This is a genomic window from Cupriavidus sp. 22TCCZM01-5 (genome assembly GCF_057798915.1).
This window is the reverse complement of sequence record NZ_JBYOJR010000011.1, coordinates 75,570-102,009: the sequence shown is the minus strand read 5'-3', so window position 1 is coordinate 102,009 and position 26,440 is coordinate 75,570. Positions and strand designations below refer to the sequence as shown.

Here is a 26,440-nt window from a genome sequence, read left to right as displayed (position 1 = left end):
ATTCAATGAATACAACCACGCTTGATGCCACGCTCAAGCAGGATACCGCCGAGCAGCGTGCGTATCGGAAGGCCGCCTTGCGGTTGGTGCCGTTGCTCGCGGTAGCTTACTTCGTCAACTATCTGGATCGCACCAACGTCGGCTTCGCTGCGTTGACGATGAACCATGACCTGGGGCTCAGCGCGTCGCAGTTCGGCTTCGCGGCAGGCATCTTTTACGTCGGCTATTGTCTGTTCGAGGTCCCGAGCAACCTGGCGTTGTATCGCTACGGTGCACGCCGCTGGCTGGCGCGCATCATGATCACTTGGGGCCTGTTTGCCGCCGGCACGAGCCTGGCCGTCGGTCCCAACAGCTATGCGGCCATTCGCCTGCTGGCCGGCATTGGCGAGGCCGGGTTCTTTCCCGGCGTGATCTTTTACCTCACGCTGTGGTTTCCATCGCGTTATCGCACGCGCATGATGGGCTGGTTTCTTGCCGCGATTCCACTCTCATCGGTATTCAGCGGGCCGCTGTCGGTGTCGATGCTGGAGCTGGACGGCTGGCTTGGGCTGCACGGCTGGCAATGGCTGTTCATCCTGCAAGGGCTGCCGGCATGTGTGCTGGGCATGCTCTGCCTGCGCATGCTGACGGACAGGCCGGATAACGCGACGTGGCTGACAACGGAAGAGCGCACTGCCTTGGCGGCGGCCATTGAGCGTGAGCGCAGCGCGGCTGTGGAGCATCGCCTCGGGCCCGCGCTTAAAGATGCGCGTGTTTGGCTGCTAACGGCCATCCTGTTCAGCTACATCATTGGCATTCTCGGCATCGGCGTGTGGATGCCGACCATCCTCAAGACGCATCACCTGTCGAACACGCAGGTGGGCTTTGCCACCGCGCTGCCCTATGTCGTGGGCGCCCTTGTGATGCTGGGCTGGGCACGCGTGGTGGCGCGCACGCAGCGCTACGTGCTGCATCTGGTGATCACGTGTGCGGTGGCGGCGCTGGGCTTCTTTGTGTCGGTGGCATCGGATGCGCTCGTGCCAGCCATGCTTGGGTTGACTGTGGCAGTGGTGGGGCTGTCGTCCGTGCGCACTTGCTTCTACAGCATCCCGGCCACGTTCCTGGACAAGCAGGCCGCCGCAGGCGGGCTGGCGTTCATCAATTCGGTGGGTAGCCTTGGCGGGTTGTTCGGACCGTACATAGTCGGCTGGCTGAAAGACGCGACCGGCTCGTTCAAGGCGGGGCTGATCGGCATGGGCACCATGTTGGTTCTGGCAACGCTGCTTTCACTGGTCCTGCTTACCCGCGTCAAGGAGGGCCAGCGATGAGCACCGATTGGTGGCACCCCAGCCTGCGCACCCCTGACCCGGCCGTGCGCGTCCTGGACCCGCGCTTCGAGCACTATCGCCTGCCGCACGCCAAGGTCGAGCGACTGTGGACTGGCTGCCGGTGGGCCGAAGGCCCGGTCTGGTTTGGCGATGCAAGGGCGCTCTACTGGACCGACTTGCCTAACGATCGCATTTTGCGTTGGGACGAAGCGTCCGGTACCGTGGCGACATACCGTGCTCCCTCAGATAAAGCCAATGGCCTGACGCGTGACCGACAGGGCAGGTTGATTGCGTGCGAGCACGGCCAGCGCCGCGTCACGCGCACCGAATACGACGGAAGCGTCACCGTGCTCGCGAGCGAATACCAGGGCAAGCCACTGAACTCCCCCAACGATGTGGTGGTCGCCAGCGATGGCGCGGTGTGGTTCACCGATCCGCCATTCGGCCTGGTGAGTGACTACATGGGCCAGATCGGCGAACCGCAGTTGCCCGCAAGCATCTATCGGATTGACCCGCAGGATGGGCGGCTGGACTGTGTTGCCGACGATGTGCCCGGCCCCAACGGGCTGGCGTTCTCGCCGGATGGGCGCACGTTGTACGTGGTCGCGTCGCGTGCGCGGCCTCGGACTATCGTCGCATTCGACGTAGTCAAAGGCGCGGAGCTGGCCAATGGCCGCGTGCTGATCGACGCGGCGGACGGTGCTCCCGACGGCTTTCGCGTCGACATCCACGGCAATCTATGGTGCGGTTGGGGAACCGGTACGGCGGAACTCGATGGCGTGCGTGTGTTTGCGCCGGAAGGCACAGCCATCGGCCACATCGCGCTGCCGGAGCGCTGCGCCAACCTCTGCTTTGGTGGGCGGCACCGCAACCGCCTGTTCATGGCGTCCACCACATCGCTCTATGCCCTGTATGTGAATACACGCGGGGCAGTCTAAATCGGTAACCCCACAAACGAAGAACGAATTATGAGACAAGACATGCCGTTCCAATCCAGAGTGCGCCGTTTTACGGCACGTACGCTGTGTGCAATGCCGCTGATCGCCGCAACCAGCGCGGCCTGGGCCGCCGATATCCACGTGCTGGCGACGGGCGCGTTGCACGCGGCTTTCGAACAGGTCATACCCGCGTACGAGCGCGAGTCGGGCGATCATCTGATCATCTCGTGGGGGCCGTCCTACGGAAGCTCGCCCGACGCCTTGCCGATGCGCATCAAGAACGGTGAGCCGATGGACGTCTGCTTCATGATCGGGGCTGCGTTGACCGAGCAGGTCAAGCAAGGACGCTTCATTCCAGAATCACGCGTTGACCTGGTGGCCTCGGGTATCGGCGTGGCGGTACGCAAGGGCTTGACAACGCCCACGATCCGCACGGTGGATGACTTGCGCAAGGCGCTGCTGACAGCCAAATCCGTTGCCTTCTCTGAAGGCGCAAGCGGTACGTACATCACTGGCACGCTGTTTGAGCGGCTGGGCATTGCCGAGCGAATGAAAGCCAAGAGCGTGCTGATCCGGGGCAAGGAGTTGGTCGGCTCGGCGCTTGAGCGTGGCGATGCCGATCTTGGCTTGCAGCAGATCAGCGAGCTGCGCGCATTCAGTGGCATCCAATATGTGGGTCCGCTACCGGCCGAGGTGCAGAAGACCAGCGTGATTGCTGTTGCGGTGGCGAAAGACGCCAAGGAGCGCCAAGCCGCCGAAGGGCTCATCACCTATCTGCGCTCGCCAGAAGTTGCCGCCAAACTGATGCAGACAGGGCTCGACCCGATTCGCGCCAAATAACCTGATCGACCGCCGCTGCTCGGCTTCTCGAGGCCTGTTTCAAGCGCATAGGGCAACTGTTGCCCGAATCAAGAAGAACCGGGCCATGCCCCGGATAAACGGAGACTCCATGATGTTGCAGAAGTGCGTTCTGGGCGCCGCGTTGGCACTGACGGTGGCTGCCTGCGCCACACCGGCGCAAAACGGCGCAGACGTTCAGCGAAAGCTCGTAAGTCACGGCGATGTGCAGATCGAAACCCTCAGCCAGGGGACTGGGCCGACGGTTGTCATCCTGCCTTCGCTCGGGCGCGGCGCAGAAGACTATGACGAGATAGCACGCCTACTCGCGGCCGATGGGCTGCACGTGCTGCGACCGCAGCCTCGCGGTATTGGGCAAAGCAAGGGTCCGATGACGAACCTCGACATGCATGCGTTTGCGGCCGACGTCGCTGCCGTGCTGGATCAGGAGAAGACTGGCCCCGTGGTTGTAGTGGGGCATGCCTGGGGTAGCCAGGCCGGCACGCATGCTCGCGGTGGATCGGCCGGATCTGGTGCGTGGCCTGGTCATGGCCGCCGCCTCCGCAGGCAAGCTGCCACCCGGCTCCAATGAGAAGCCTTACGGCCGGTTGCGCGAGGCGATTGACGGTTCCGGCAATCTCGCGCTGCCCGAGGCAAAGCGCCTGGGGTATCTGCGCCAAGCGTTCTTCGCGCCCGGCCATGACCCGAAGCCGTGGCTGGGCGGCTGGTATCCCGATACCCACCATGCGCAAGCCCACGCCCGCAACGTTACACCAGTCGATGCGTACTTCGCCGGTGGCAACGTTCCCATGCTCGACCTGCAGGCGCAGTACGACGCCGTGGTGGTGCCCAACGTGTTCAAGCCCATGCTGGGCGACCGCGTGACGGTGGAGGTGATTCCTGATGCAGGACATGCCATGGCGCCTGAGCAGCCGTTGGCGATGAGCCGCGCAATTGCCCGCTTTGCCGGACGTGTCTATGCAGGCGCATCTTGATCCGGTCAAAACAACAACACGCAGTCTGGTGCCTTCGCCCGGCATGCACAACCAACCCAAGGAGAACACCATGAAGTTGATCAAATACGGCTGCACCGCACTGGCGGCGGTCATGCTTTCATTTTCTGCTCTGGCGGCAACGGGTGCTGATCAGATCGACCGTGAACTGGTCAAATACAACAACGTGCAAATCGAGGTGATGCGGCAGGGCAAGGGTCCGTTGATCGTCATCCTCCCGTCGCTTGGCCGCTCAGGGCGTGATTACGACAAGGTCGCTGACAGGCTCGTCGCCGATGGTTTCCGTGTGCTGCGCCCTGAGCCGCGTGGCATCGGGCAGAGCAAGGGGCCAATGGCCAACCTCGACATGCACGCCTTTGCCGCAGACGTTGCAGCGGTCATCGAGAACGAGAAACAAGGGCCCGCCGTTGTGGTCGGCCACGCTTGGGGCAACTTCCCGGCACGCATGGTCGCGGTGGACCGGCCCGAGCTGGTGCGCGGTGTTGTGTTGGTCGCGGCTTCGGCCGGCAAGGTTCCGCCTGGCTCGACCGAGAAGCCGATCAGTGCCGACATGCGCAAAGCCATCGATGGCGCTGGCGACATGCGGCTGCCCGAGTCGCAGCGGTTGGCCTACCTTCGCGAAGCCTTCTTCGCTCCGGGTAACGACCCCAGGGTGTGGCTTGATGGCTGGCACGAGGCCACGCACGAAGCCGAATCGCATGCGCGAAACACGACCCCCGTGGACGACTACTTCGCCGCAGGTAAGGCACCCATCCTTGACCTCCAGGCCGAACATGACGCCGTGGCGCCCCGGCGCTTTTCGCAGGTCTTGAAGTCAATGCTGGGCGACCGGGTGACCGTGGTGGTCATCCCGAACGCTGGACACGCCCTGGCGCCAGAACAGCCCAAGGCTATGGCCGATGCGATCGCGGCCTTCGCGCACCGCGTGTATTCGACCGCTCGATAGCCCGTCACTGGAGTGCGCCAGCGCGACGGCCGGTAGGTAGTCCACCCCCGGTCGCGTGCCAGCCACCGCCTCGTCCTTTGGAAGATTCAAGTCATGTCCCAGCCCTGCATCATCTCTGTCGCCATCACCGGCTCGCTGCCGCGCAAGAAGGACAATCCGGCGGTGCCAATCACCGTCACCGAGCAGATCGAATCCACGCAGGCTGCCTTCGAGGCCGGCGCCACACTCGTCCACCTGCACGTGCGCAACGACGACGAGACGCCATCCTCCGAACCCGAGCGCTTCGCCCGCGTGCTGGAAGGTATCCGAAAGCATGCGCCGGGGATCATCACGCAGGTCTCCACCGGCGGTCGCTCGGGCGCTGGCCGGGAGCGAGGCGGAATGATCTCGCTGCGCCCGGACATGGCCTCGCTGGCCACGGGATCGGTCAACTTCCCGACCCGCGTCTGCGACAATGCGCCCGACCTCGTCGACTGGCTCGCGTTGGAAATGAAGAACTATGGCGTCAAGCCAGAGGTAGAGGCGTTCGACTTGTCGATGATCTTCCAGGCGGTGGCAATGCAGAAGGCCGGCAAAATCGACGGCGCGCTGCATATCCAGTTCATCATGGGGATCAAGAACGCCATGCCGGTGGATCGCGAGGTGTTGGCCTTTTACGTCCAGACACTGCGTCGCCTCGCGCCCAACGCCACGTGGACCGGCGCCGGCATTGGCCGCGACCAACTCACGATGGCACGCTGGTCGCTGGAAATGGGCGGGCATTGCCGCACCGGGCTGGAGGACAACGTCCGGATGGACAGGAACATGCTGGCGCCGTCGAACGCCGCGCTGGTGAGCCAGGTTGCCGCGCTGTGTGAGGAATACGGCCGGCCGGTGGCAACTGTTGCCGAAGCCAGGGGGTTGCTGGGCCTGCATCCGGCTATTGCGGACGCTGAAACGCCACAATAGATGTGTGCTGGAGGACCGTGCAAGTGCAAATCGTGAATATTTGGAGTGACAGATGAACAGCAATCTTGGATTCGGGCGCCGCAAGGCGCTCGGTCTGATCGTCGGCGCGATGGTCTGCCCGCTGAGAGCAGGGGCACAAGCGGAGACATATCCGGCCAAGCCAATCAGGCTGGTGGTGGCGTTTTCAGCAGGCGGTCCGACTGACATTATCGCGCGCGTGATTGCACGCGATATGAGCGCGAGGCTTGGACAACAGATTATTGTGGACAATCGTCCGGGCGCGGGCGGCAACATCGCTGCCGAGTACGTAGCCAAGTCACCCGCGGACGGTTATACGCTGCTGTATAACAGTTCATCCATCGCAATCTCGCCGGCACTGTACAAGAATGCGAGGCTAGATCCTGATCAGATCTTCGCTCCAGTCGGGTATGCAGCAAAGGTTCCACTCGTGCTGCTCGTCAATGCCGCGTCGCCAGTCAAAACACCTGCTGACTTCATCAAGCTGCTCAAGGCCAGGCCGGGCCAACTCAACTTCGGATCGTCCGGTAACGGAACCATCGACCATTTGACGAGCGTGGTGTTTGCCGACAAGACGCGGACCAGTTTCAATCACGTACCGTACAAAGGCAATGCCGCTGCCCTCCCAGACCTCCTCGCCGGACGGATCGACTTCATGATGTCAGGCAGTCTCAACGCAATACTCCCCTTCATCAAGGATGGCAAGCTGCGCGCCCTTGCGGCAACCACGTCCAAGCGCGTATCCGTGTTGCCGGATGTGCCGACGCTCGCTGAGACGGTATTGCCGGGCTTTGATTCGGGGACTTGGCAAGGAATCGTGGCGCCGAAGGGCACGCCTACGCCAGTGGTGATGAGACTCAACAAAGAGTTGAATGCGACGCTCGGATCGCCAGCGGTGGTCAAGGCGTTACGTCTGCAAGGCGCCGATCCGACCGGAGGAACCCCCGGCCAGTACCGGGAACTGATTCACGCCGAATACGTGCGCTGGACCAGCGTCGTCAAGGAGACTGGCGCCACCGCAGGTTGACTGGGATGGAGACACCATCATCGTCCGGGGTCATGGTCACATTCCCCGCCTGTTTGACGGTTCAATTAACCCAAGCCCTTCCCAAAGAACCTAGTTGTCAGCTTGCGCCATTGCGGCCATTGTTCGCCGCGTTGGGCATCCGCTCATGGTTCGGTCGTGTACCGAATGACCGAAACCGGCCCGTCATCGGCCCACCGTTCTCAGAGTTCGAAAGACGGCTTATCGGTGCCATAGCCGCCATTCGGGCGTGTCCAAGCCAAATGGCAGAGATGGGTCGCAGCCGCCGACGACCGCCGTCGGCCCTAAAACGGTGAGCCGACGGCGGAGGTCGGCCAGGATGCGTCATTCGCTTGCTTCATCGCTCGGACATTCGCACATCTCGTCCGCACCTGAAACCAGCCAGTGGATTCGCGAAGACCAACGTCGATTTCGTCGGCGCGGACGTGCCCAAGGCCGGGCACTCAGCGACAGCAGTCGTATTCGATCCGGGGCACGGCGCGCCCCTCCTGGCCCAGTTAAGAGGCGTCTGACAACGGGACAAGGTTTCATGATCGTGATGGCGTCCAGAATGTCCCTCCCCTGGCGCGTTTCCGTTCCAAAGTTGCGGCACCGCGGCTTGCATCGTCATGCTTCTTTCCTAACATGAAGGCAATCCGCGCTGATAGCGACTGCGAAAACCGGATCTGGGAGGCTAAAAATGAAACGGCTGGAATTTGCTCTGCTGCTTGCCTTGGCCATCGCGCCTCCTCTGTTCGGCCAGGAGGCCGCTCCGGTGGACAAGATGGAAATGCTGAATGCCGCGACCCTCAAATGGACAGATGCGCCCGACACGCTCCCAAAGGGAGCCAAGATTGCTGTGCTATACGGCGACCCGATGAAGGGGGGTTCGTATGTGATCCGGCTGAAGCTGCCGGCCGGATACGAGATCCCACCCCATTGGCACACGCAGGACGAGAACCTGACGATTCTCTCCGGTGCACTCTATCTTGGGTCAGGTGACAAGTATGATATCAATAAGGCACATCAGCTAGTGGCCGGCGGCTTCCACCATCTACCTGGCAAGGCGCAGCATTACGCCTTTACGAAGCGGGCAACCATTGTCGAGATTCACGGAATGGGGCCGTTCGATATCCATTATCTCGAGGAGAAGATGAAAGGCTGAATGCATGCCGCAGTTCCAGTCAAAACAAAGGCGCCCCTCGCCTTGGAGGGGCGCCACGGCAATTGGACAGCGGGGCTCTCTTGGGACCAACTCTAGGTCGGACCATGTCACGGTTCCATGGCGGCACTGTTGATCTTCTTTGGTGCCATGGCACATGGTATCGCTCAACGCGGTGAACCGAAGGCAAGGCTTTGTTTGCTGCCCTTGTGCAGATGACCGTTAGCCTCGGAGAGCGGCCGTCCAAATGGCGCAGAAGCCAACGGCGCAAGCGGGTCGGTCAGGGACGGCCGCGACCTGGAGGTGAGCACCCGGCCGTGACCGGCCATGAAGAGCCGCTTGGTAGCTCCGTTTGTCTGTTGTACCCAACCCAACAGAACCGCCCTATCACTTCGCCCTTGTTTTCGGTCTAGCGGCTCGCTACGACCCGCCCCGCGGACATCGAGACACCAGGTTGCAGCGATTGGTATCTGAAGCTTAGTCCCCTTGGGGTCATGACATGCACATGTTCAGTGGTATCCCCATATTTGCACCGATTGAATTCTAAAAAGCGCAATCAGAAGGGTGGTTTTTACCTCAGTGCGGGGATATGCGGCTGGCTGACGGCAGCTAGAATCGACTTCTCGCTCCGGTTTGCTCGCTCGTCTAAGGGGAACAATGCCCGAGGGTCGCCGCATGCTCATCGCACTTACCGAGAAGGTCCATATCCTGCGGGAGCAGTACCCCGGACGACGCATTTTGGTCTTGCGAGATAACTACTGCGCTGTCTTCCTGGACTGTGAAATGGGGAAGGATGGTGTTGAAATAACCGTGTCGCCTCTTGATGGCGGCTCGGAGAGGCAGACGCTCCAATGGGACCCGGCGAGCTACGCGATCATGGTAGAGGAAGCCAGTGTTGGCGACCAGCAGAGCGCTGCGCCGAAGGCTGACGAGAGCCAATTCGAGCAGGCCCCGCCCAAAAAGAACCCGCCAAAGCGCGGGGGGCACTAAGACGGGCCGGAAAAGCAGCGGTGTATCCTGACATGTCCAGTATTTCACGTCGTTTAAGTCTGATGTGAGCGTCATTGTGTTGGCGCGCACGGAGCACTTTAGTGCGCTGATCCGTGACCGGCAGAAAGCAGCCGGTCGCCAAGGGCAGCTCTTAGGTAGGCTGTTTCCTCGGTAAAATCATCCACCCGTTGATCCGGACGCCCACTCTCCAAGTTCGTGACACCGTGAGGGACCGAAGAACGTGACGGTCAAGCGAATGGACAACGTACTGATAGTTGTGGACGACCTCGAAGCCGTGAAGGCATTCTTTATTGAGTTGGGCCTCGCGTTTGAGGGCCAAACCACGGTTGAAGGGCCTTCTGTCGGGAGCCTCATAGGTCTCGGAGACGTCCGAGCCACCCTCGCTATGCTGTGGACAGGGAATTGAACTGGACAAATTCCGGCGTCGCTCGCCCGCACTGCAGTTCAGACATTCAGAGGTCGGTCGGTTCTCCCATAGAAGTGGCCATCCAATTCGTGAACGTTGGTTATCGATTGAATCGATAGGCAAGACCACCCAACGGGATGACATGGTCTATGGTTGCCAGGAATTGCCGGGTGGAATTTGTCCAGTCGACAAACCAATCACGATGACGGAGTGCCTAATGCCACGAGCACCGCACGCTTGCGTTGACCCCGCTTAACGCAGGGTGTCGTGGTACTGACAACTGTCCCATTCCCATGCAGGTCGAATGGCGTGACCCATTGACAGTGCAGAATCTCTCGGTTCGGCTTTGGCTATTGCGACTTTGCCAAGAATCGCAACGAACACATGGTGCACCGTGGTGGCACCGATTATCTGGAACGCAAAATCCAGCCCCTTGGCCACCATGGATGTTTCCTCTTCCAACTCCCGGATCGCGGTCTCTGCCAGCGTTTCGGCTTTGCCCGGCATAACTGCCCTCCGAGCCCCGCAGCATACGGCTTTTGGGTTAGGGGAATTCACTGAGGAAGATGTGCACCGGGAATTGTATTAACAATGCTAGTATGTTTGCTCTAAATTTTGCAGAGCAACATCGATGTGAGAGGCAGGCCGACAGTAATCCATCAAGGAGACACGCAATGCTGAGTCCGCATGAATTCGCAGCCCTGATGCTGGTCAACGATGCGCAGGATCAAATCGAAATAGATCGTGCGGACCTTCACGCCCTGATGGAACGTCAATTTGTGGCAATGGAACCGCTGGCCTCAGGGCAACAGCTACCTCGCGTCACGCCGCACGGCCAAGCATTCCTGCACGCCGTTGCGCGAACTCGCTAATTGGCGACTACGGGTTTTATCTGCCCGCCGGACGATCAGCGGTTCCACCAGTTCGAACCCGCGCAACTTTTCAAGCCATCGCGTCGGCGCCCCTGCCAGACCTGAGCGAATCCCGGCAAGTCCGCCGGTGATAGCGGCACTGGTGTCCGTATCGTGATCGAAGAGGATGGCGGCTTGACCACACCTTCGAAGGTTCTCTCGGCCATTTCCCGTCACTCACTCACGAGTCAGCGGACGATCGGGGTCGACCTTATTTCGGGCATTCGCATTGTGGTGTGCGATGACCGGGGCGAACAGCGCCTATGGCCCTCACCTCGCGGTTGGCAGAAGTCGGCCATGTTCGGTTAGCTAGGCAAGATCGACCAACGGCAGCGGCCGATCACCTGCCGACCTGGCCGCGTGGATGGCCGTTGTAGATTGAAAGCTGTCGTCGAGGCCGACTCCGTTCGACTGGCGGCAGCGGTCGGCAAGAGCCACTCCTGCGAATTCTGGTTCCTCACAATGCTGTGGGCGATGAGGATGGGTAAAGCGTTCCTCGTAGAGAATCGCAAATTGGTTCGAGACCTCGCTCTGCATCAACATCGTGTCGGCTTGCTCCTCAAGTGAGAGATTGGGATCGTCGGCTTCGTCGCCTCGGACGCCGGCTGGTTAGGTATGCATTGACACGGCGCCAAATCGAACTAAATCGCTTTGGCGCCGCGACTGATGCCCCAGCCCGGAAAGCAACGTCCTAGATCGAATCTATCTCATGGGATTTGCAAGGGATGACGGCCATACTATCCCTACACTCGCTCTCACGGTTGCTGCTGCGGCTTCGTCTTGTTGACTCCAGCAGCCAGCGCTTCATATATCGGACGCTCATGCGTGACGAAGTCGTTGAACTCCTTCGTCGACATGTAATGGATGGTGAGGCCACGGCTATTCATGAAATCGACGAAGGACTTCTCCCGAACTCCCTTGGCGAACGCGTCATGAAGAGTCTTAACGATTTCGTCCGGTGTTCCCGCTGGCACGCCGATACCTCGCCACGTGCCGATCGACAGGTCGATCCCCTTTTCCTTCAGTGTCGGCACGTCGGGAAACGCGGCACTGCGTTTGTCGGCCATCACTGCGATGATCTTCAGCTTACCTGCCTGAACATAGGTAGCGACCTCCGGCGGGCTGGCGACGAAGGCATCGATGTGTCCGCCGAGAACCGCCTGCAATGCAGGTGACGCGCCATTGTATGGGACGTGCAGCAGCTCGATGTTCGCCTTCTTCTCGAACGCCGCAGCGGATAGGTGCCAGATGTTGCCAAAGCCGGAGTTGCCCACGGTTACCTTGCCCCGCCTGGCCTTGGCCTCTGCGATGAACGCATCGATGGAGTCAAGCTTCGTGTTGGCCGGCACCACCAGGCACGCGGGGTCTTCATTCACAAGAATGACGGGCCGGAAGTCATTGGCTGAGAATTTCACCGGCTGAAAGATGGGAAGCGTAAAAATCTCAGAAGTGTACGAACTGAGGTTCAGTCCGTTGGCGGGCTTGCTAGCGGCTTGGATCAGCCCAACTGCGTTGCCTGCGCCTGGCACGTTGAGAACTACGATGGTGCGACCGAGGTGCGGCTTGGTCGCTTCCGCAAGCGCCCTGAATGTAAGGTCGGTTCCTCCGCCCGCAGCGACGGGCACAATGAAGTTGACATGGCCGTCCGGCAACACTGCGGAGGTCTTGCCCTGTGCGCTCGCATCCCTGGCCGGGCTGATAGCAATCAGCATTGCCGTTATCAGCGAGGCGAGCAGCGGCGACTCGATGCGCCTGCTCGTAGCTCTGCGCTGCAGTGGCTGGCAGCGGCGTCGGGCCAATGACGTACACAGGGAGGTGAGATTTTGGGGGAAGTTGTTCATGGTTGTCTCCTACGAATATTGTCGCCTACGCTACGCGAGCAGGGCCAGGTGACGAGTAAGTTCTCGCATCAACAAAGGCGGGCTGGAAAGCACGGGGCAGTCCAATTCAGCGGCCAGGCTGTCCCGCAAAGGGGCTAGAGACGCTTGGGCCAGCACCAGGACGTCGACGTCCTGGGATAGCCTGGCGGCGGCATCGTGCACCAAGGCATCGTGCGTGGCACGGTCGCCCGCCATGAGCGCCCTGTACGCATCGGCATTGACGTGCGGATGAATCGCGACCGTTCGGCTCTGCAGTTCGGCATGTGCAAGTAGCAGTGAGGTGCTAGGGGCCACCGTACTCGTTGCCGTACAGAGCAGGCCGATACGCGGGCCGCAGTTGACGGCTTCGGCGGCCATTGGATCGTCGATCTTGAGTATCGGCCGATTCGCCGTCTGACGCGCGATATCAATAGCGGGTGAGGTAGAGGAACAGGTCATCACAACCAGATCAGCGCCGGCGTCGATTGCCAGATGCACTTGGCTGACGACACGGCGGTGAATCAAAGTAGGCTCACCGCCGCGCAGCAAGTCCTGCAATAAGCTCTCATTGAGGATATGAAAGCAATCAATGTCAGGCAGTTGCGCCCGCATCAAGCGCTTGAACTCGTCAACGAGAAAGCCAACGGTGTGGACAAAGGCGATCCGTGCAGCCATCGCGCCTCACTGCTTAGTCATGCGCTTGACCAGAGCGGTCGCGGCGCGCGTGATGATCGAGGTGTCGGTGGCCACGCCAACGAAGTCCACGCCATCGGCGATGCGGCGTTCAGCTTCGCTTTCGTTCAGGGTAAGGTAGCCGGCCGGCTTTTCTATCGCGCGTAGGCGCCGGAAAGCATCATCGACGGCTGCTTGTACTATCGGGTGCTGGCCATTACCCAGATGCCCCATCGAGGCCGCGAGATCGGCTGGTCCGATGAATACGGCATCGACGCCGTCGACCGCAGCAATGGCTTCCAGGTTCTCGAGCCCCTCGACAGTTTCGATCTGCACGATGACACACAACTCTTCTTCGGCGCTGCGCAGGTAGTCGGGATTTAGCCCATAAGCTGCGGCGCGCGTGCTGCCTGACACTCCACGCACACCGCGTGGCGGATAGCGCGTATAGCTCACCGCAGTGGCGGCTTCTGCCGCGGACTGAATGCAAGGAAAGAGCAGCGTTTGCGCTCCCGCATCGAGATAGCGCTTCACCAGCACCATATCCGACCACGCGGGCCGCACGATGGGACTAACTTCGAAAGCCGACATCGCCTGTAATTGCGCGATCACTTCCGGCATATCGTTGGGCGAATGCTCAGTGTCAAGCAAGATCCAGTCGAACCCGCAGCCCCCTAGCAATTCAGCGAGCATGGAGCTGCCGAGCGTTGAGAACATGCCGATCTGCTGACGTTGGCGTAATAGTCGCTTAAATCGATTGGAAGGTGTCTTCATGGTAAATTTAAATTTGATCGGAATACGAACATTTGTTGTCGTTTGTGCAGGTATTGTTCGATGATGTACACGACCAAGTCAAGGCGAAGTACGGACGGGGTTTACCCGGGGCAGACGGCGAGCCGCGCTGCGACGATCATTGTCTTGTTCACAACAAATGTTCGCATTCCGATTTCGCGCAGCCGCAGTCAGTTGGCGTCGGAGTTGAAACGGGATGCACAACCGCGCAATGGATTCTGCATTTGAAGGACTGGTGGCTGTGGTCACAGGCGGCGGCGCCGGCATAGGCCGCGCGGTGGCCGAAGCGTTGTTGGCACGCGCCGCGCGCGTCGCCATACTGGACCGCGATACCGATGAAGTTCCACACGGAGCGACCGCTCTTTCCGCCGATGTGACGGACGACGCAGCGGTAGCGCAAGCCATAGGCGGTTTCGGCGCGTCCCACGGCCGCATCGACATCCTTGTCAACAACGCCGGAGTTAGCTACCCGGCTACTGTCGAGGACGGGCCGCTTTCCGACTGGCAGCGGCTGTTCGACCTCAACGTGCTCGGCTACGTGCGCACCACGCGCGCAGCCCTTCCCTTCCTGCGCCGGTCACGCCACGCGTCAATTATCAACATGTCGTCATGCACAGCTAGCACCGGACTGCGCAGGCGCGTCGCGTACTCCGCCACCAAGGGCGCAATTGAGTCGATGACGCGTGCCATGGCGGCCGACCTCGTCCATGAAGGCATCCGTGTCAATGCCGTGAGCCCGGGCACCGTGGACACACCATTCATCCGGACGCTGATCGCCCAGGCGCCTGACCCGGCCGCACAAGAGCAGATCTACCACCAGCGACAGCCGACAGGTTTCATGCTGCGCGCCGAGGAAGTGGCCGAGGCGGTTCTCTACCTTGCCCATCCGGGCGCTCGATCCACGGTGGGCACGGTGTTGACGCTCGACGGTGGTCTGGGCTCCCTGAGGCTTTTCAGCTCGTGAAAGCATTGCCCATGAATAAAGCCAGCGAAGTGCGCAAAACTGCGACAAAGAGGACTGTTGCCAAGGCAACCGCGACGCGGGACGACACTGCGGCGCCGTCGCCGGCAAGCAATCCGAAGAACGTCGTCAACTCGGTGATGAAGGCATTCAGCGTGCTACACGCCTTTACACCAGAGATGCCAGCCATGACGGTGAGTGAACTTGCCTCCGCCACCGGGATGGACCGCGGCACAACATTCCGCCTGATCCACACCTTGCTCGCGCTTGGGTACCTAGTGCCGGTCGATGTGCGCCGCTTTCGCCTCGGGCTGAAGTGCCTGGAGCTCGGCTACCAGACCCTGTCGTCGCAGGACCTCTGGTCGCACGCGGCGCCATTGCTCCAGGCATGCGTGCCCGACGCCGCGGACGCCGCTTCGCTTGGCATGCTTGACGGAGCAGACGTCGTCTTCCTGCAACGCGCCGACAACGGTCTCGCCCGCCGCAACGTGGACCGCCGTCCGGGTAGCCGCGTTCGCGCCTATGGTGCGGCGCTGGGGCATGCCATGCTCGCTTGGCTACCCGAGCACGAGCAAGTGCAACTACTGGAAAGTACGGAGCGCGTCAAGCTGTCCGAGCGGACGCTGACGGACGTCGATGCTCTGCTCAAACGCTTGCACCAAGTGCGCAAGCAAGGGTATGCCGTCTCGGATGGCGAGAACGCCTATGGCTTGCGCACGGTTGCCGTACCGGTGTTCGACGCACAGGGCGCGCCGGTGGCCGGCGTAAGCCTCACCGTCGACGCCGATCGCATGTCGGTTGCCGAACTTGTAGCCTCCGGGGTGCCGCGTGCCCGAGCCATCGCTGACGAACTTGCTCAATTTGTCCGCTTTTGCGCCGCCCCGCTACAGCGCTGATTTTTCGCGAGGAGAAACACTCTCATGTGGGAACCCCATGTCGGCTATCCCGATCCTGCAGTACAGGTGCTGCACCCGAGCTTCGAACGCTATCGCATAGTGCTGGCAGCAGTAGAGCGCCTGGCCACCGGCTTTCGCTTCACCGAGGGGCCGGTCTGGTTTGGTGACCATCGCTGCCTATTGTTCAGCGATATCCCAAACAACCGGATCATGCGCTGGGATGAGCAGTCTGACGCAGTCAGCGTCTTTCGCTCCCCATCAAACTTCGCAAATGGCAACGCGCGCGACCGCCAGGGCCGCCTGGTAAGTTGCGAGCACGGCACGCGGCGCGTCACGCGCACCGAACACAACGGCTCGATCACGGTATTGGCCGATTCCTATGAAGGAAAGCCGCTCAACTCGCCCAATGATGTAGTGGTGAAGTCCGACGGCACGATCTGGTTCACCGACCCCGCTTTCGGTATTTCGAGCGACTACGAAGGCAACCGCGCCGAGCCCGAGTTGCCAACGTACCTTTACCGCCTAGATACACGCTCAGGCCGGCTTTCTGTGGCCGCCGACGACCTCCTCTCACCAAACGGTTTGGCGTTTTCCCCCGATGAGAAGCAGCTCTACGTCGTCCAAAGTCGCGCAACGCCCTATCGCAACATCGTGGTTTACGACGTGGTTGACGACGGCTCGCGCCTAAACCACCAGCGAGCGCTGATTGACTGTGGCCCAGGCATCCCCGATGGGCTGCGCTGCGACGAAGATGGCAATCTCTGGTGCGGCTGGGGCATGGGCGATCCCGAGCTAGACGGCGTAATGGTCTTCTCGCCGCAAGGAGAACGCATCGGCCGCATCCGACTACCCGAACGTTGCGCGAACCTTTGCTTCGGCGGTCGGCATCGCAACAGACTGTTCATGGCTGGCAGCCAGTCACTCTATTCGCTGTATGTGAACACCCGTGGTGCCCTCTGATTGGCAGCGGTATACGCGCCCGGCGTTCGTGCTGCGGCTCAGCCCCCGCGGGCCATAGGATGTGACGACATCGCCCAAGGTGCACTGGGACCGTGCGTCGGCTGGCGGCTTGACGGGTAGGCTATCCGGATGGGCGCCGGATTTCTACTGGGGCCTCTGGCTACGCCTTCTCCCCCTTCCTCGCTGCCCGGAGCAATCCGTCTGCAATTCAATAAACTAACGCGCCGCGCTATGACGGACACACTGGCGTATGCAACGCTAGGCGTCATTCTTCCGAACCATGACGACAGCGCCACCAAGGCCCATACCGTCAACAAGGGATGCGAGAGGCCTGCGCGTCTGGCCCAGACCCGCCCCCATCACGCATTCCGCCCGGCATCTCGTGATAGGACACTGAATGTGCCTTTGCTGCATGCCTGTCGCGATAGGCCTAATTCGGACGGAAAGCCAGCGACGTCAACAGCGGGGCGGCGTCGACGGCAACGTACGCGCGACACGTCCGGCGCGAAAGCCTAGCGACTCGCCCGGCGACAGGGATCGCCTATGCTGGAATGTTTGGGCTCAGTGGAACCGGTTCGGAACGCCTGCTACCGCTGCCGCCCACCCTACTCCGCTTCCCGCCTGCCAGAATTGCCCGCAGATTGCCCGCCGGCGCTAGGCCGTGCGCGCGCCAAGCTAGCACACGCCCGCAAACCCTTGATTGGATTGGCGCGTCCTAGAGGATTCGAACCTCTGACCGCTCGCTTAGAAGGCGAGTGCTCTATCCAACTGAGCTAAGGACGCGAAGGGCAGCATTCTACCGCAGTGCGATGCCGCCTGGCGGATCAGAATGCCGCGCGTCGCCAATGCGCGGACTCGCCCGTGCCGGCGCCATGCTGCGGCTTGCCGGTGCGGCGCAGCGACACGCAACTGCGGCCGGCGCGCTTGGCGTCGTAGAGCCCCTGGTCGGCACGGCGCATCAAATTCTCCACCGCCTCCGTGGGCTCGCGCTGCGCCATGCCGATGCTGACGGTATAGGCAATCGCGTCCGGCTCAGAGGGGCACGGCGTGTTTCTCACGGTCGTGCTCAGGCGCAGGCTCGTCGCGCGTCCCCGCTCGAGCGTCGTCTCAGGCATGGCAATGGCGAATTCCTCGCCGCCGAGCCGGCCAATAATGTCTTGCGGACCTACCGTCTTGCGCAGCAAACCCGCGAAATGCCTGAGCACGCTATCACCGGCCATGTGCCCGTACACATCGTTGATGGCCTTGAAGTGATCCAGGTCCACGAACGCGACCGTCAACGGCTTGCCGCTCCGATCCGCTTGCACGCTCGCCGCTTCCAGCTGCTGCCAGAAGGCACCCCGCGCCAGCAGGCCGGTCAGGTCATCGTGGTTGGCCTTGCGCTCGAGCATCCGGCGCAGGCGGTCGTGCGCCATCAAGGCAAAGCTGACCGACAGCCCTACCACGGCAAAAACGTTCAGCACGACCAGCGAACCGTCCTGCGCCAGCGGACCAGGCACGTCGGGCTGGGCGATGGATCCGGAGAGATTCCAGGCATTCAGCCCGGCACACCCCGCCGCAATCAGCACCAGCGACAGAGCAGCGAACCGTCCCGTGCCTCGCTTGTGCACGAGCAACGGTACAGCATTCCGAACCAGGTCCAGCAGCAGCAGCGTCTGCCCGAAACCCAGCGCCGCTGGCATCCAGGGGCGCAGCGCCTGCAGCCAGCCGATATGCGGCAACCAGATGCCGCCCGCCATCGCTGCCGCGAGGACCAGATTCACAACCACCAGCATGGAGGCCCGGCCGGGCTTTCCGGCGAAATGCCGCGTGCCCACCACCATCAGCGAAATGCCAGAGAACAGAGCCATGTCGACAGCATCGGCGGCCAGCCAATACCCCGCGAACTCCGCAAGGGCTGGCATGGCGGCCCCTGACGCGGCCACGAGGCCGCCGAGCGCCCACGAAGTCAGGCCGCTCAGCTCCATTCCCTGCGAGCGGCGCAACACGGCACAAACCACCGCCATTTGCAGGGCTAACAGGCCTGCAATGAGCACAATCATGTGCGACTGAAACATCTTCATTCCCGTCCAGCGCAAGCAGCGACCCGCACGTCGCCACTCTCGCCTTTCTGTGTCGGTCCTGCTTTGGGACCGTCGTTTTCAATGTGCCGCCAGACCGGTCCCGGACCGCCGGCCGCCAACGCAAGCGCGAACGGACTGGCACGGCCGGCACGCTCTCCGCGGACGGGAGCGCACTTCATATTTTGATGGTCTGGAAAGTCCGCACAAGGGATGCATCACCGTCGATTGCCGGCAGCGACGGGGCGGACTGCGGCGATCTGGCGATTATCGCCGGGCCCGAATCCAAGTCAAGCTGCAGTTGGCCCGTCCGAAGCGGGGTGCGTACGCCCGGGCGCTTTCGGCGCGCCGCGGACGACACCTTTCAAGATGGATTGACCACGCCATGCAGAGCCGGCTACAATGGCCGGCTTCGGAGCGTAGCGCAGCCTGGTAGCGCATCTGATTTGGGATCAGAGGGTCGTAGGTTCGAATCCTATCGCTCCGACCAGTACGAAAAAAAACGGCTTATGTCGCAGGACATAAGCCGTTTTTTCTTTCCACGCCCTTAGTCATCACGGGGGCGAACCGGGTTGCGGCGCTCTCGCCACGGCATTGCGCCGCTCGAAATGGCAATAGGCGTCGGCGGCAACCAGTCCGAACAGCGCATGCGCAAACAGGCTTTCCCAGCCTCGCGCGTCATGGAACCAGTTGAAATAACGCCCCAGCGCGTAGAAGTTCACCAGGTAAGCCGCGACACCAAAGACAATGCCGACGACGGATGCCAGGCCCATGCTCGAATCCAGGCGAAACGAGCCCAGGATCAGCGCCAGCACCGAGGCCAGGATGATCGCCAGTGCATAGTGAACCGTCCCCGCAGCTAGCACAATGGTCCAGTTGAAAGTATCCGGCGAAGCCAACACGTCCCGACCCAGGATGATGGCCGCCACCATCTTCACCGTGTCCCAGGCACCCAGGTAGAGCAGGAAGCGCGCCGATAACAGTTCGAGCACCATGTATGCCGTGCCGGCGATCAGACCAGCCACCACCGCTGCCCGCCAGTCGGGCCGGCAGCGTACATAGTGATGCGATTGCATGTGGAGTTCCATGCCCACCTCCGTTTGCAAAGATACGCCCGTGAGTTAGTTCTAGCTCATCCCGGGCAAATGCCAAGGGCCGCGGTCCGATCAAAAGATGCTCATGAATCACTTTATGGGGCTGAATACCGCCTTCCAGGCCCAGGCTCCCGCCCGCGCCACGGAGTTTCGTCCGCCTCATTGAAAACCCGCTCCCGTGGTACAATATATCGTTAGCCCGGGATGTTCCGCGCATCCCTGTCACCGGGCGTTCTCTCCAGCGTGAAGGCCGGCCCTTCAGATCCTTCCGCAACGTTACAACCATGGCGAGCGACCGGTAACACGTTGCCCGCGCACCCCGCGACTCGCACGGCCGAGGTTCTGCGGCCGTATCGGCAAGACAGATCGGCCGGGCAGACAGCGCCCCCTGGACGATTCCCTAACTGGACCGGATGGCACGCGGTTTGCGGCGTCATCAGGACCGTGTCAGCTTGCCGGGGACAACCCAAGGCGCGCCCCGCCGCCATGCGGCAAGCCCGTGCACATGCGCCGGACCGGCAAGCCCGCGCGTCGCGTCACATCGAATGTAAAACGTAACCATTGCAGCCTGCAGGTTGCAGAAAAGGAAGATAGATTGGCTAAGGAAGAACTCATTGAATTTGGCGGTGTGGTGTCGGAAGCCCTGCCCGACAATCGTTACCGAGTCCTGCTGGAGAATGGCGTCGAGATCTGGGCCTATGCATCGGGCAAGATGCAGAAGCACCGCATCCGCATTCTGGCAGGCGATCGCGTCACCCTGGAAATGTCGCCGTACGACCTGACCAAGGGCCGCATCAACTTCCGCCACAAGTCCTGAGTCTTTACCAGGTCCGGGTGCAGGTACGCTTTTCCGGCCCGGCCTCAGCGCAATGATTGCGCGCCAGCGTGTGTCACGCGCCTGACACCACGCTCGGAGACACTTGCGGGCTGCCTGACAGGCAGCCCGTATTGTTTGGGCGGGCCGCCATCGCGCTGGCGGGCCTCGCTTGCGCTGTCGGACGGCTTCACCATACTCGAAGCACGCTTCCTGTCCCGCTCCGACATGAACCTGATCCTCTGGCGTCACGCCGAAGCCGAAGAGCTCCCTGATCCGCTAAGCCTGAGCCGGCACGCGGACCTGCAGCGCCCGCTGACGCGCCGCGGGCGCAAGCAGGCGGACAGTTCCGCGGCCTGGCTGCGCGCCCAGTTGCCAGCCGACACCCGTGTGCTGTGCAGTCCTGCCCTGCGCACGCGAGAGACCGCATCAGCGCTTAGCAGCCATCCTGAAGTTGTGGAGGCCCTCGCGCCCGGCGCGGATGTCAGCGCCGTTCTCGGCGCGATAGGCTGGCCTCAGGGCGATGAAAACGTCGTGGTGGTGGGTCATCAGCCCTGGATCGGAAGACTGGCCAGTCTGCTGCTGGCCGGCACGGAGATGAACTGGAGCGTGCGCAAGAGCGGCATCTGGTGGCTGGCCAGCCGCACCCGCGAAAGCGAGGCGCAAACGGTGCTGCGCGCGGTCATGAATCCAGAATTCCTCTGACATGCCTCGATAAGAAATCTCTGATTCTCCGACCTGCTGGGGCACGGGCACGCCATCTGCAAGCGGCCAGCCGGACGCCACCGAAAAATTCAGCAAAGAGCGATAGCCCCCTGTTTCTCCACTCAATAGAGTCGGGTAGTTCGCCGGCAGGTCCGGCGCTGGTGACCCGGAGAACCAGGCATGTCTCGCAGCCCCACCCCGCTTTCCCATCCTGCCCAAGGCATGCCGTCATCGGTCGCCCCCGGCACCCACACCGCGCCGGCGCGCGTCATGGAAGCGTCATCGCCGGGTCACGGTACTGTCACCGCGGCTCACTACATTGCTTCGCAGCAGTTTCGTCACCCAAAGGACACTCTGATGCGAGACCTCCCGACGCCTACCCAGCCGCTTTTCGACTCCCTGCCCAATGGCCTCGGTGGCCAGTCGGCGCGGAGGCGTCTTCATCGCCCGTCGGATACACCGGCAAATGAATCGCCTGTTCTCAGCGTGGCGTGGGCGCGCCACCAGGACGAAGTAGTCGAGGCCCAGCGCCTGCGTTACAAGGTATTCGCCGACGAGATGGGCGCGCGCCTGGCGTCGAAGGTGCCCGAGCTGGATGTCGACATGTTCGACGCCTACTGCGACCACCTGATCGTACGGGACATGGCCACGCTCAAGGTAGTTGGCACCTACCGCGTGCTGCCGCCACACCAGGCCAAACGTATCGGCTGCCTGTATGCGGAATCGGAATTCGACCTGGTGCGCCTTTCGCACCTGCGACCGAAGATGCTCGAACTCGGCCGTTCCTGCGTGCACCGCGACTACCGCTCGGGCAGTGTCATCATGGCCCTGTGGGGTGGCCTGGGCGAGTATCTGCAGCGCTGGGGCATCGAATCGATGCTCGGCTGCGCCAGCGTGCCCATGAGCGACGGCGGCCACTATGCGGCCAGCCTGCACCGGCTGTTCAGCGAGCGTTCGCTGGCGCCGATCGAGTACCATGCCTTCCCGCGCCTGCCGCTGCCCGTCGAAGACCTCAACCAGCAACTCGACGTCGAACCGCCGGCACTGATCAAGGGCTACCTGCGCCTGGGCGCCCGCATCTGCGGCCTGCCCGCCTGGGATCCGGACTTCAATGTGGCCGACTTCCTGACGCTGCTGCGGGTGAATGACATGAACCCGCGCTATGCCCGCCACTTCCTCGGCCTGAACCGCCCAGCCTGAAGCGTGCCGGCGCAAGGAAAACGGCGGCCACTGGCCGCCGTTTTTGTTTGGTGCCCGGCGCCGCCCGGGCGCTCAGGCGCTCAGGCGTACACCACCTTGTACCGCTTGCCGACGCGCTGCCACTCGTCGGCCTCCTGCGCCAGGCTGTATTCGACCAGAGGATTGGCTTCGATCCAGGTCTTGGGCACCCGAACCTCGAAACCCTCGTCAAGCGCGTCCGAACGCTGCGACACACGGATATCCGGTAGCGGCGCATCCGAACGCCGGCGACAGAGTACGAATGCCAGCCGCAAGCTGAAGAGCATGCGCCAGTCGAGGAACTTGCCGCTGCCCGAGAGTTTGCCGAGCTTGCCGGCATGACCAAGCAGCAAGGCCGCCAGGCGCGCCTGGTCGGTCTTGGAGAAGCCCGGCATGTCCGCGTGCGTGGCGATATAGGCCGAATGCTTGTGGTAGCCGCTGTGGGAGATCGACATGCCGACCTCGTGCAGGCTGGCGGCCCAGCCCAGCAACCCGAGGTTATCCTCGCGGCGCTCATGGGTCGGCTCCGGAAACTGCGACAGCAATGTGGTCGCGGCGCGTCGCACACGGATTGCCTGGGCGCGGTCAACACCGTAGCGGCGCATGAACTGGTCCACGGTCACGGTGCGCATGTCCTCGTGATGACTGCGCCCGAGCAGGTCGTAGAGCACGCCGAGGCGCAACGCGCCATCGGTCACGTCCATGCGATCGATGTCGAGTTCAGCGAACACGCCGAGCATGATCGAGAGCCCGCCTGGCAGCACCGGGATGCGGTCCGCCTTCAGGCCGGTCAGCTTGACCCGGTTGGTGTTCTCGGCCTTGACCAGCGCACGCTTGAGCCGCTCCAGCCCTTCTCGCGTGATGCCATGCTCGGCCGGGTTGTCATTCATGCCATTGAGTTCGATCAGTTCGGCCAGCGCACGCGCCGTCCCCGATGAACCGACTGCCTGCTCCCACCCTGCGGCGCGGTACTGGCGCACCAGCACCTGGATCTCGCGCCGCGCGGCCAGTTCAGCCTGCTTCATCGCGTACTCGTCGACGTTGCCGCTCGGAAAGAACTGGCGGCTGTGCGACACACATCCGATGTAGAGGCTCTCCATCAGCTTCGACTGATAACCGCTGCCAATGATGAATTCGGTCGAGCCGCCGCCGATGTCGACCACCAGCCGGTTGCCCTGGCAGACCGGCGCGTCGTGCGATGCCCCCAGGTAGATCAGGCGCGCTTCCTCGCGTCCCGCGATGACTTCGATCGGGAAGCCCAGCGCGGCCTCGGCCTCGATCAGGAACTCCGATGCGTTCTTGGCCACGCGCAGTGTATTGGTCGCCACGGCACGCACCTGCTCCGGCGCGAAATCGCGCAGCCGGTCGCCAAAGCGGCGCAAGGCGTCAATGCCGCGCCGGCGTGCCGGCTGGTCGAGGTACTTGTCCGGTGTCAGCCCGGCTGCCAGCCGCACCGGCTCGCGCAGGGCGTCGACCTGGAAGATCTGGCTGGCCGGGCCGTTGACTGTGGGGGTCTCGTCCACTCGCCCGATCATCAGGCGGAAGCTGTTCGAGCCCATGTCGACGGCGGCCAGCAGGCGTGGGGTGTTGTTCATTCGGTGTCTGGAAAGCTGATACACATGGGGTACAGGTTACCGCGCCGCAGGAGACTTGTGGTCCGCCCGGACAGTATGCTGACAACCCCGGAAAATTATGTCCCCGCCATGTCAACATCATGACAAAATCAAAGTGTCATAAAAGTGACATGAATGTATGAAAAAGTCGCCACATTACCAAAAGAAGGTCATGACCATGTCGACGACACCGTCCAGCACGCTGCTCAATCGCGAGCTGGGCATTCTGGAATTCAACGCGCGCGTTCTGGCCCAGGCTGCCGATCCCAAGGTGCCGCTGCTCGAAAGACTCAAGTTCATCTGCATCGTGTCCAGCAATCTGGACGAGTTCTTTGAAATCCGCATGGCAGGACTCAAGGAACAGATGCGTGACAACGCCTCCGGCCTCACGCCTGACGGCCTTTCCTTTCAGCAGACCTATCAGTTGGTCACGGCGCGCACGCAGCAGCTCGTGGCTTCGCAGTATGACATGCTGCAGAACGTCATTTTTCCCCTTCTCGAGAAGGAAGGCATTTTTTTTCACCTGACGACCACCTGGACCGATGCGCAACGCGAGTGGGCCCGGGATTTCTTTGTACGCGAACTGGGTCCGGTACTCACGCCGATCGCGCTCGACCCGGCCCACCCATTCCCGCGCGTACTGAACAAGAGCCTGAATTTCGTGGTCGAGCTGTCAGGCAAGGATGCTTTCGGCCGTGAGGCTGACCTGGCCATCGTGCAGGCACCCCGCGCGCTGCCGCGCGTGGTGAAGATGCCCGAGAAGCTGTCGGGCTACCCGTTCGGCTTTGTCATGCTGTCCTCCTTCATGCAGGGATTCGTGCATGAACTGTTCCCGTCGATCGAAGTCCTGGGCTGCTACCAGTTCCGCGTCACGCGCAATTCCGACCTGTTCGTGTCCGAAGACGAAATCACCGACCTGCGCGAAGCGCTGCAGGGCGAACTTCCAACGCGGCACTTCGGCGACACCGTGCGGCTGGAAGTCTCCTCGGACACACCGTCGGCGCTGGCGCGCCGGCTGTTGCTGGAATCCGGCCTCGGCGAGCAGGACCTGTACCGCGTCTCTGGGCCCGTGAACCTCGTTCGACTGATGCAGATCCCGGACATGGTGGATCGCCCGGCGCTGAAGTTTCCGCCGCACGTGCCGGCACCGGTCAAGCCCTTCACGACTGCCGCACCGATCTTCGATGTCATCCGGCAGCAGGACGTGCTGCTGCACCATCCGTTCGAGAGCTTCAACTCCGTGCTCGACCTGCTGCAGCAGGCCGCGACCGACCCGAACGTGGTAGCCATCAAGCAGACGGTCTACCGCACCGGCAATGAATCGCTGGTCATGGAAGCGCTGATGACCGCCGCGCGCAACGGCAAGGAAGTCACGGTGGTCGTGGAACTCCTGGCCCGCTTCGACGAGGAAACCAACATCAACTGGGCCGAGCGGCTGGAATCGGCCGGCGCCCATGTCATCTACGGCGTGGTCGGTCACAAGTGCCACGCCAAGATGCTGCTGATCGTGCGGCGCGAGGCGTCCGGCGCCAAGGCCAAGCAGGTCAAGCTGCGCCGTTACGCCCACCTCGGCACCGGCAACTACCATCCGCGCACCGCCCGCCTGTACACGGACTTCGGCCTGCTGACCGCCAACGAGGCCATCTGCGAGGACGTGCATCACGTCTTCCAGCTGCTGACGGGAACCGCCGGCACGATCCGGCTGAACCACCTGTGGCAGTCGCCCTTCAGCATGCAAAGCAATCTGGTCGAGCATATCCGCGCCGAGGCGCGCAATGCGCGTGCCGGCAAGCCAGCCCGAATCGTCGCCAAGATGAATGCGCTGCTGGAGCCGTCCATCATTGACGAGCTGTACAAGGCGTCGCGCGCAGGCGTGAAGATCGACCTGATCGTCCGCGGCGTCTGCGCGCTGATGCCGGGCGTGCCGGGCATGTCCGAGAACATCTCGGTGCGCTCGATCGTGGGGCGCTTCCTGGAGCATCATCGCGTCTACTACTTCCTGGCGGGCGGCGACGAGGTGCTTTACCTGTCGAGCGCCGACTGGATGGACCGCAACCTCTTCCGCCGTGTCGAGGTGGCTTTCCCCGTGCTGGACAAAGCGCTCAAGGCACGCGTCATCAGGGAGAGCCTGCAGGTGCATCTTCGTGACAATGCGTCGGCGTGGATCATGCAGCCCGACGGCTCCTATGTGCGCAAGGAGACGCGCGCCAAGCACCCGCACGTCAGCCAGAACGACCTGCTTGCCATGTTCGGCGGCGCATGACCCGAGCAGGTT

27 protein-coding genes, 2 tRNA genes and 1 pseudogene are annotated in these 26,440 nt (G+C 62.1%); 20 read left to right on the top strand and 10 right to left on the bottom strand.

From position 1 onward, the window contains the following. Window positions 1-5 precede the first annotated feature (5 nt). The 11 genes and pseudogenes from AC3FNH_RS13310 to AC3FNH_RS13260 all read left to right on the top strand — a co-directional run. On the top strand, window positions 6-1,307 hold the full coding sequence (locus AC3FNH_RS13310; RefSeq protein ID WP_488720350.1) for an MFS transporter: 1,302 nt from the start codon (window positions 6-8) through the stop codon (window positions 1,305-1,307). Continuing rightward, entirely contained in the window at window positions 1,304-2,245 is a 942-nt protein-coding gene (locus AC3FNH_RS13305) for an SMP-30/gluconolactonase/LRE family protein (protein WP_488720349.1), read from the top strand. Before AC3FNH_RS13310 ends, AC3FNH_RS13305 begins: the two co-directional genes overlap by 4 nt. 42 nt (window positions 2,246-2,287) lie before the next feature. Further along, window positions 2,288-3,085 carry a substrate-binding domain-containing protein gene (locus tag AC3FNH_RS13300; protein ID WP_488720348.1) on the top strand — a complete coding sequence of 266 codons (798 nt, stop codon included), beginning with the start codon at window positions 2,288-2,290 and terminating at the stop codon, window positions 3,083-3,085. A gap of 85 nt (window positions 3,086-3,170) precedes the next feature. Then, the gene (locus tag AC3FNH_RS13295) at window positions 3,171-3,674 is read left to right on the top strand and encodes an alpha/beta fold hydrolase (RefSeq protein WP_488720347.1); all 504 of its coding nucleotides are present in this window, start codon (window positions 3,171-3,173) and stop codon (window positions 3,672-3,674) included. After that, the gene (locus AC3FNH_RS13290; protein ID WP_488720404.1) at window positions 3,562-4,077 is read left to right on the top strand and encodes an alpha/beta fold hydrolase; all 516 of its coding nucleotides are present in this window, start codon (window positions 3,562-3,564) and stop codon (window positions 4,075-4,077) included. Before AC3FNH_RS13295 ends, AC3FNH_RS13290 begins: the two co-directional genes overlap by 113 nt. A gap of 70 nt (window positions 4,078-4,147) precedes the next feature. Continuing rightward, window positions 4,148-5,041, top strand: coding sequence for an alpha/beta fold hydrolase (locus AC3FNH_RS13285; RefSeq protein WP_488720346.1), 894 nt, complete (start codon window positions 4,148-4,150; stop codon window positions 5,039-5,041). A gap of 93 nt (window positions 5,042-5,134) precedes the next feature. Next, window positions 5,135-5,989 (top strand): 3-oxoadipate:acetyl-CoA acetyltransferase, encoded by an 855-nt coding sequence (locus tag AC3FNH_RS13280; RefSeq protein WP_488720345.1) that lies wholly within the window; start codon window positions 5,135-5,137, stop codon window positions 5,987-5,989. A 52-nt stretch (window positions 5,990-6,041) separates the two neighbouring features. Beyond that, window positions 6,042-7,034 (top strand): Bug family tripartite tricarboxylate transporter substrate binding protein, encoded by a 993-nt coding sequence (locus AC3FNH_RS13275; protein WP_488720344.1) that lies wholly within the window; start codon window positions 6,042-6,044, stop codon window positions 7,032-7,034. Between the two features lie 697 nt (window positions 7,035-7,731). After that, complete coding sequence (locus AC3FNH_RS13270) at window positions 7,732-8,196, top strand: cupin domain-containing protein (protein ID WP_488720343.1); 465 nt, start codon at window positions 7,732-7,734, stop codon at window positions 8,194-8,196. A gap of 672 nt (window positions 8,197-8,868) precedes the next feature. Further along, entirely contained in the window at window positions 8,869-9,183 is a 315-nt protein-coding gene (locus AC3FNH_RS13265; RefSeq protein WP_488720342.1) for a hypothetical protein, read from the top strand. Between the two features lie 241 nt (window positions 9,184-9,424). Beyond that, window positions 9,425-9,623: pseudogene (locus AC3FNH_RS13260) on the top strand (VOC family protein); the annotation flags it as partial. Between the two features lie 239 nt (window positions 9,624-9,862). Here AC3FNH_RS13260 and AC3FNH_RS13255 read toward each other — a convergent pair. Further along, window positions 9,863-10,117 (bottom strand): NUDIX hydrolase, encoded by a 255-nt coding sequence (locus tag AC3FNH_RS13255; RefSeq protein WP_488720341.1) that lies wholly within the window; start codon window positions 10,115-10,117, stop codon window positions 9,863-9,865. Window positions 10,118-10,284: 167 nt separating this feature from the next. Here AC3FNH_RS13255 and AC3FNH_RS13250 point away from each other — a divergent pair, with 167 nt between their 5' ends. Further along, window positions 10,285-10,482, top strand: coding sequence for a hypothetical protein (locus tag AC3FNH_RS13250; protein ID WP_488720340.1), 198 nt, complete (start codon window positions 10,285-10,287; stop codon window positions 10,480-10,482). On the opposite strand, the gene AC3FNH_RS13245 is transcribed toward AC3FNH_RS13250, so the two are convergent. The 5 genes from AC3FNH_RS13245 to AC3FNH_RS13225 all read right to left on the bottom strand — a co-directional run bounded on the left by AC3FNH_RS13245 (window position 10,423) and on the right by AC3FNH_RS13225 (window position 13,769). Then, on the bottom strand, window positions 10,423-10,698 hold the full coding sequence (locus AC3FNH_RS13245) for an ADP-ribosylglycohydrolase family protein (protein ID WP_488720339.1): 276 nt from the start codon (window positions 10,696-10,698) through the stop codon (window positions 10,423-10,425). The genes AC3FNH_RS13250 and AC3FNH_RS13245 overlap by 60 nt on opposite strands. A 132-nt stretch (window positions 10,699-10,830) precedes the next feature. Continuing rightward, the gene (locus tag AC3FNH_RS13240; protein WP_488720338.1) at window positions 10,831-11,064 is read right to left on the bottom strand and encodes a hypothetical protein; all 234 of its coding nucleotides are present in this window, start codon (window positions 11,062-11,064) and stop codon (window positions 10,831-10,833) included. A gap of 212 nt (window positions 11,065-11,276) precedes the next feature. Further along, window positions 11,277-12,362, bottom strand: coding sequence for a tripartite tricarboxylate transporter substrate binding protein (locus tag AC3FNH_RS13235; protein ID WP_488720337.1), 1,086 nt, complete (start codon window positions 12,360-12,362; stop codon window positions 11,277-11,279). A 30-nt stretch (window positions 12,363-12,392) separates the two neighbouring features. Beyond that, window positions 12,393-13,055: an aspartate/glutamate racemase family protein gene (locus tag AC3FNH_RS13230; protein ID WP_488720336.1), complete on the bottom strand. Its 663-nt coding sequence runs from the start codon at window positions 13,053-13,055 to the stop codon at window positions 12,393-12,395. Window positions 13,056-13,061: 6 nt separating this feature from the next. Next, window positions 13,062-13,769 (bottom strand): HpcH/HpaI aldolase family protein, encoded by a 708-nt coding sequence (locus AC3FNH_RS13225; RefSeq protein WP_488720335.1) that lies wholly within the window; start codon window positions 13,767-13,769, stop codon window positions 13,062-13,064. 271 nt (window positions 13,770-14,040) lie between these two features. Here AC3FNH_RS13225 and AC3FNH_RS13220 point away from each other — a divergent pair, with 271 nt between their 5' ends. The 3 genes from AC3FNH_RS13220 to AC3FNH_RS13210 are packed head-to-tail and all read left to right on the top strand — an operon-like array spanning window position 14,041 to window position 16,661. After that, window positions 14,041-14,808: an SDR family NAD(P)-dependent oxidoreductase gene (locus tag AC3FNH_RS13220; protein ID WP_488720334.1), complete on the top strand. Its 768-nt coding sequence runs from the start codon at window positions 14,041-14,043 to the stop codon at window positions 14,806-14,808. A gap of 11 nt (window positions 14,809-14,819) precedes the next feature. After that, window positions 14,820-15,701 carry an IclR family transcriptional regulator gene (locus tag AC3FNH_RS13215; RefSeq protein WP_488720333.1) on the top strand — a complete coding sequence of 294 codons (882 nt, stop codon included), beginning with the start codon at window positions 14,820-14,822 and terminating at the stop codon, window positions 15,699-15,701. A gap of 24 nt (window positions 15,702-15,725) precedes the next feature. Continuing rightward, window positions 15,726-16,661, top strand: coding sequence for an SMP-30/gluconolactonase/LRE family protein (locus AC3FNH_RS13210; protein WP_276100007.1), 936 nt, complete (start codon window positions 15,726-15,728; stop codon window positions 16,659-16,661). A gap of 706 nt (window positions 16,662-17,367) precedes the next feature. Here the strand turns inward: AC3FNH_RS13210 and AC3FNH_RS13205 are convergent. Together AC3FNH_RS13205 and AC3FNH_RS13200 are read right to left on the bottom strand one after the other, a co-directional pair. Continuing rightward, window positions 17,368-17,444 (bottom strand) — tRNA-Arg (locus AC3FNH_RS13205). 41 nt (window positions 17,445-17,485) lie between these two features. Further along, the gene (locus AC3FNH_RS13200; RefSeq protein WP_488720399.1) at window positions 17,486-18,718 is read right to left on the bottom strand and encodes a GGDEF domain-containing protein; all 1,233 of its coding nucleotides are present in this window, start codon (window positions 18,716-18,718) and stop codon (window positions 17,486-17,488) included. Between the two features lie 416 nt (window positions 18,719-19,134). Between AC3FNH_RS13200 and AC3FNH_RS13195 the strand changes: the two genes are divergently transcribed. After that, window positions 19,135-19,211, top strand: a tRNA-Pro gene (locus tag AC3FNH_RS13195). A 64-nt stretch (window positions 19,212-19,275) separates the two neighbouring features. On the opposite strand, the gene AC3FNH_RS13190 is transcribed toward AC3FNH_RS13195, so the two are convergent. Next, window positions 19,276-19,809, bottom strand: a complete 534-nt coding sequence (locus tag AC3FNH_RS13190) for a hypothetical protein (protein WP_488720332.1) — start codon at window positions 19,807-19,809, stop codon at window positions 19,276-19,278. Between the two features lie 601 nt (window positions 19,810-20,410). Here AC3FNH_RS13190 and infA point away from each other — a divergent pair. The 3 genes from infA (at window position 20,411) to AC3FNH_RS13175 (ending at window position 22,534) form a co-directional block, all read left to right on the top strand. After that, window positions 20,411-20,632, top strand: coding sequence for a translation initiation factor IF-1 (gene infA, locus AC3FNH_RS13185; RefSeq protein ID WP_006578938.1), 222 nt, complete (start codon window positions 20,411-20,413; stop codon window positions 20,630-20,632). 225 nt (window positions 20,633-20,857) lie between these two features. Next, window positions 20,858-21,334, top strand: coding sequence for a SixA phosphatase family protein (locus AC3FNH_RS13180; protein ID WP_488720398.1), 477 nt, complete (start codon window positions 20,858-20,860; stop codon window positions 21,332-21,334). A 357-nt stretch (window positions 21,335-21,691) separates the two neighbouring features. Then, window positions 21,692-22,534: a GNAT family N-acetyltransferase gene (locus AC3FNH_RS13175; RefSeq protein WP_276100005.1), complete on the top strand. Its 843-nt coding sequence runs from the start codon at window positions 21,692-21,694 to the stop codon at window positions 22,532-22,534. A gap of 80 nt (window positions 22,535-22,614) precedes the next feature. Here AC3FNH_RS13175 and ppx read toward each other — a convergent pair whose 3' ends face one another. Beyond that, on the bottom strand, window positions 22,615-24,147 hold the full coding sequence (gene ppx, locus AC3FNH_RS13170; protein ID WP_276100004.1) for an exopolyphosphatase: 1,533 nt from the start codon (window positions 24,145-24,147) through the stop codon (window positions 22,615-22,617). A gap of 157 nt (window positions 24,148-24,304) precedes the next feature. Here ppx and ppk1 point away from each other — a divergent pair, with 157 nt between their 5' ends. Next, window positions 24,305-26,428, top strand: a complete 2,124-nt coding sequence (gene ppk1 / locus AC3FNH_RS13165; protein WP_488720331.1) for a polyphosphate kinase 1 — start codon at window positions 24,305-24,307, stop codon at window positions 26,426-26,428. Window positions 26,429-26,440: the final 12 nt, after the last annotated feature.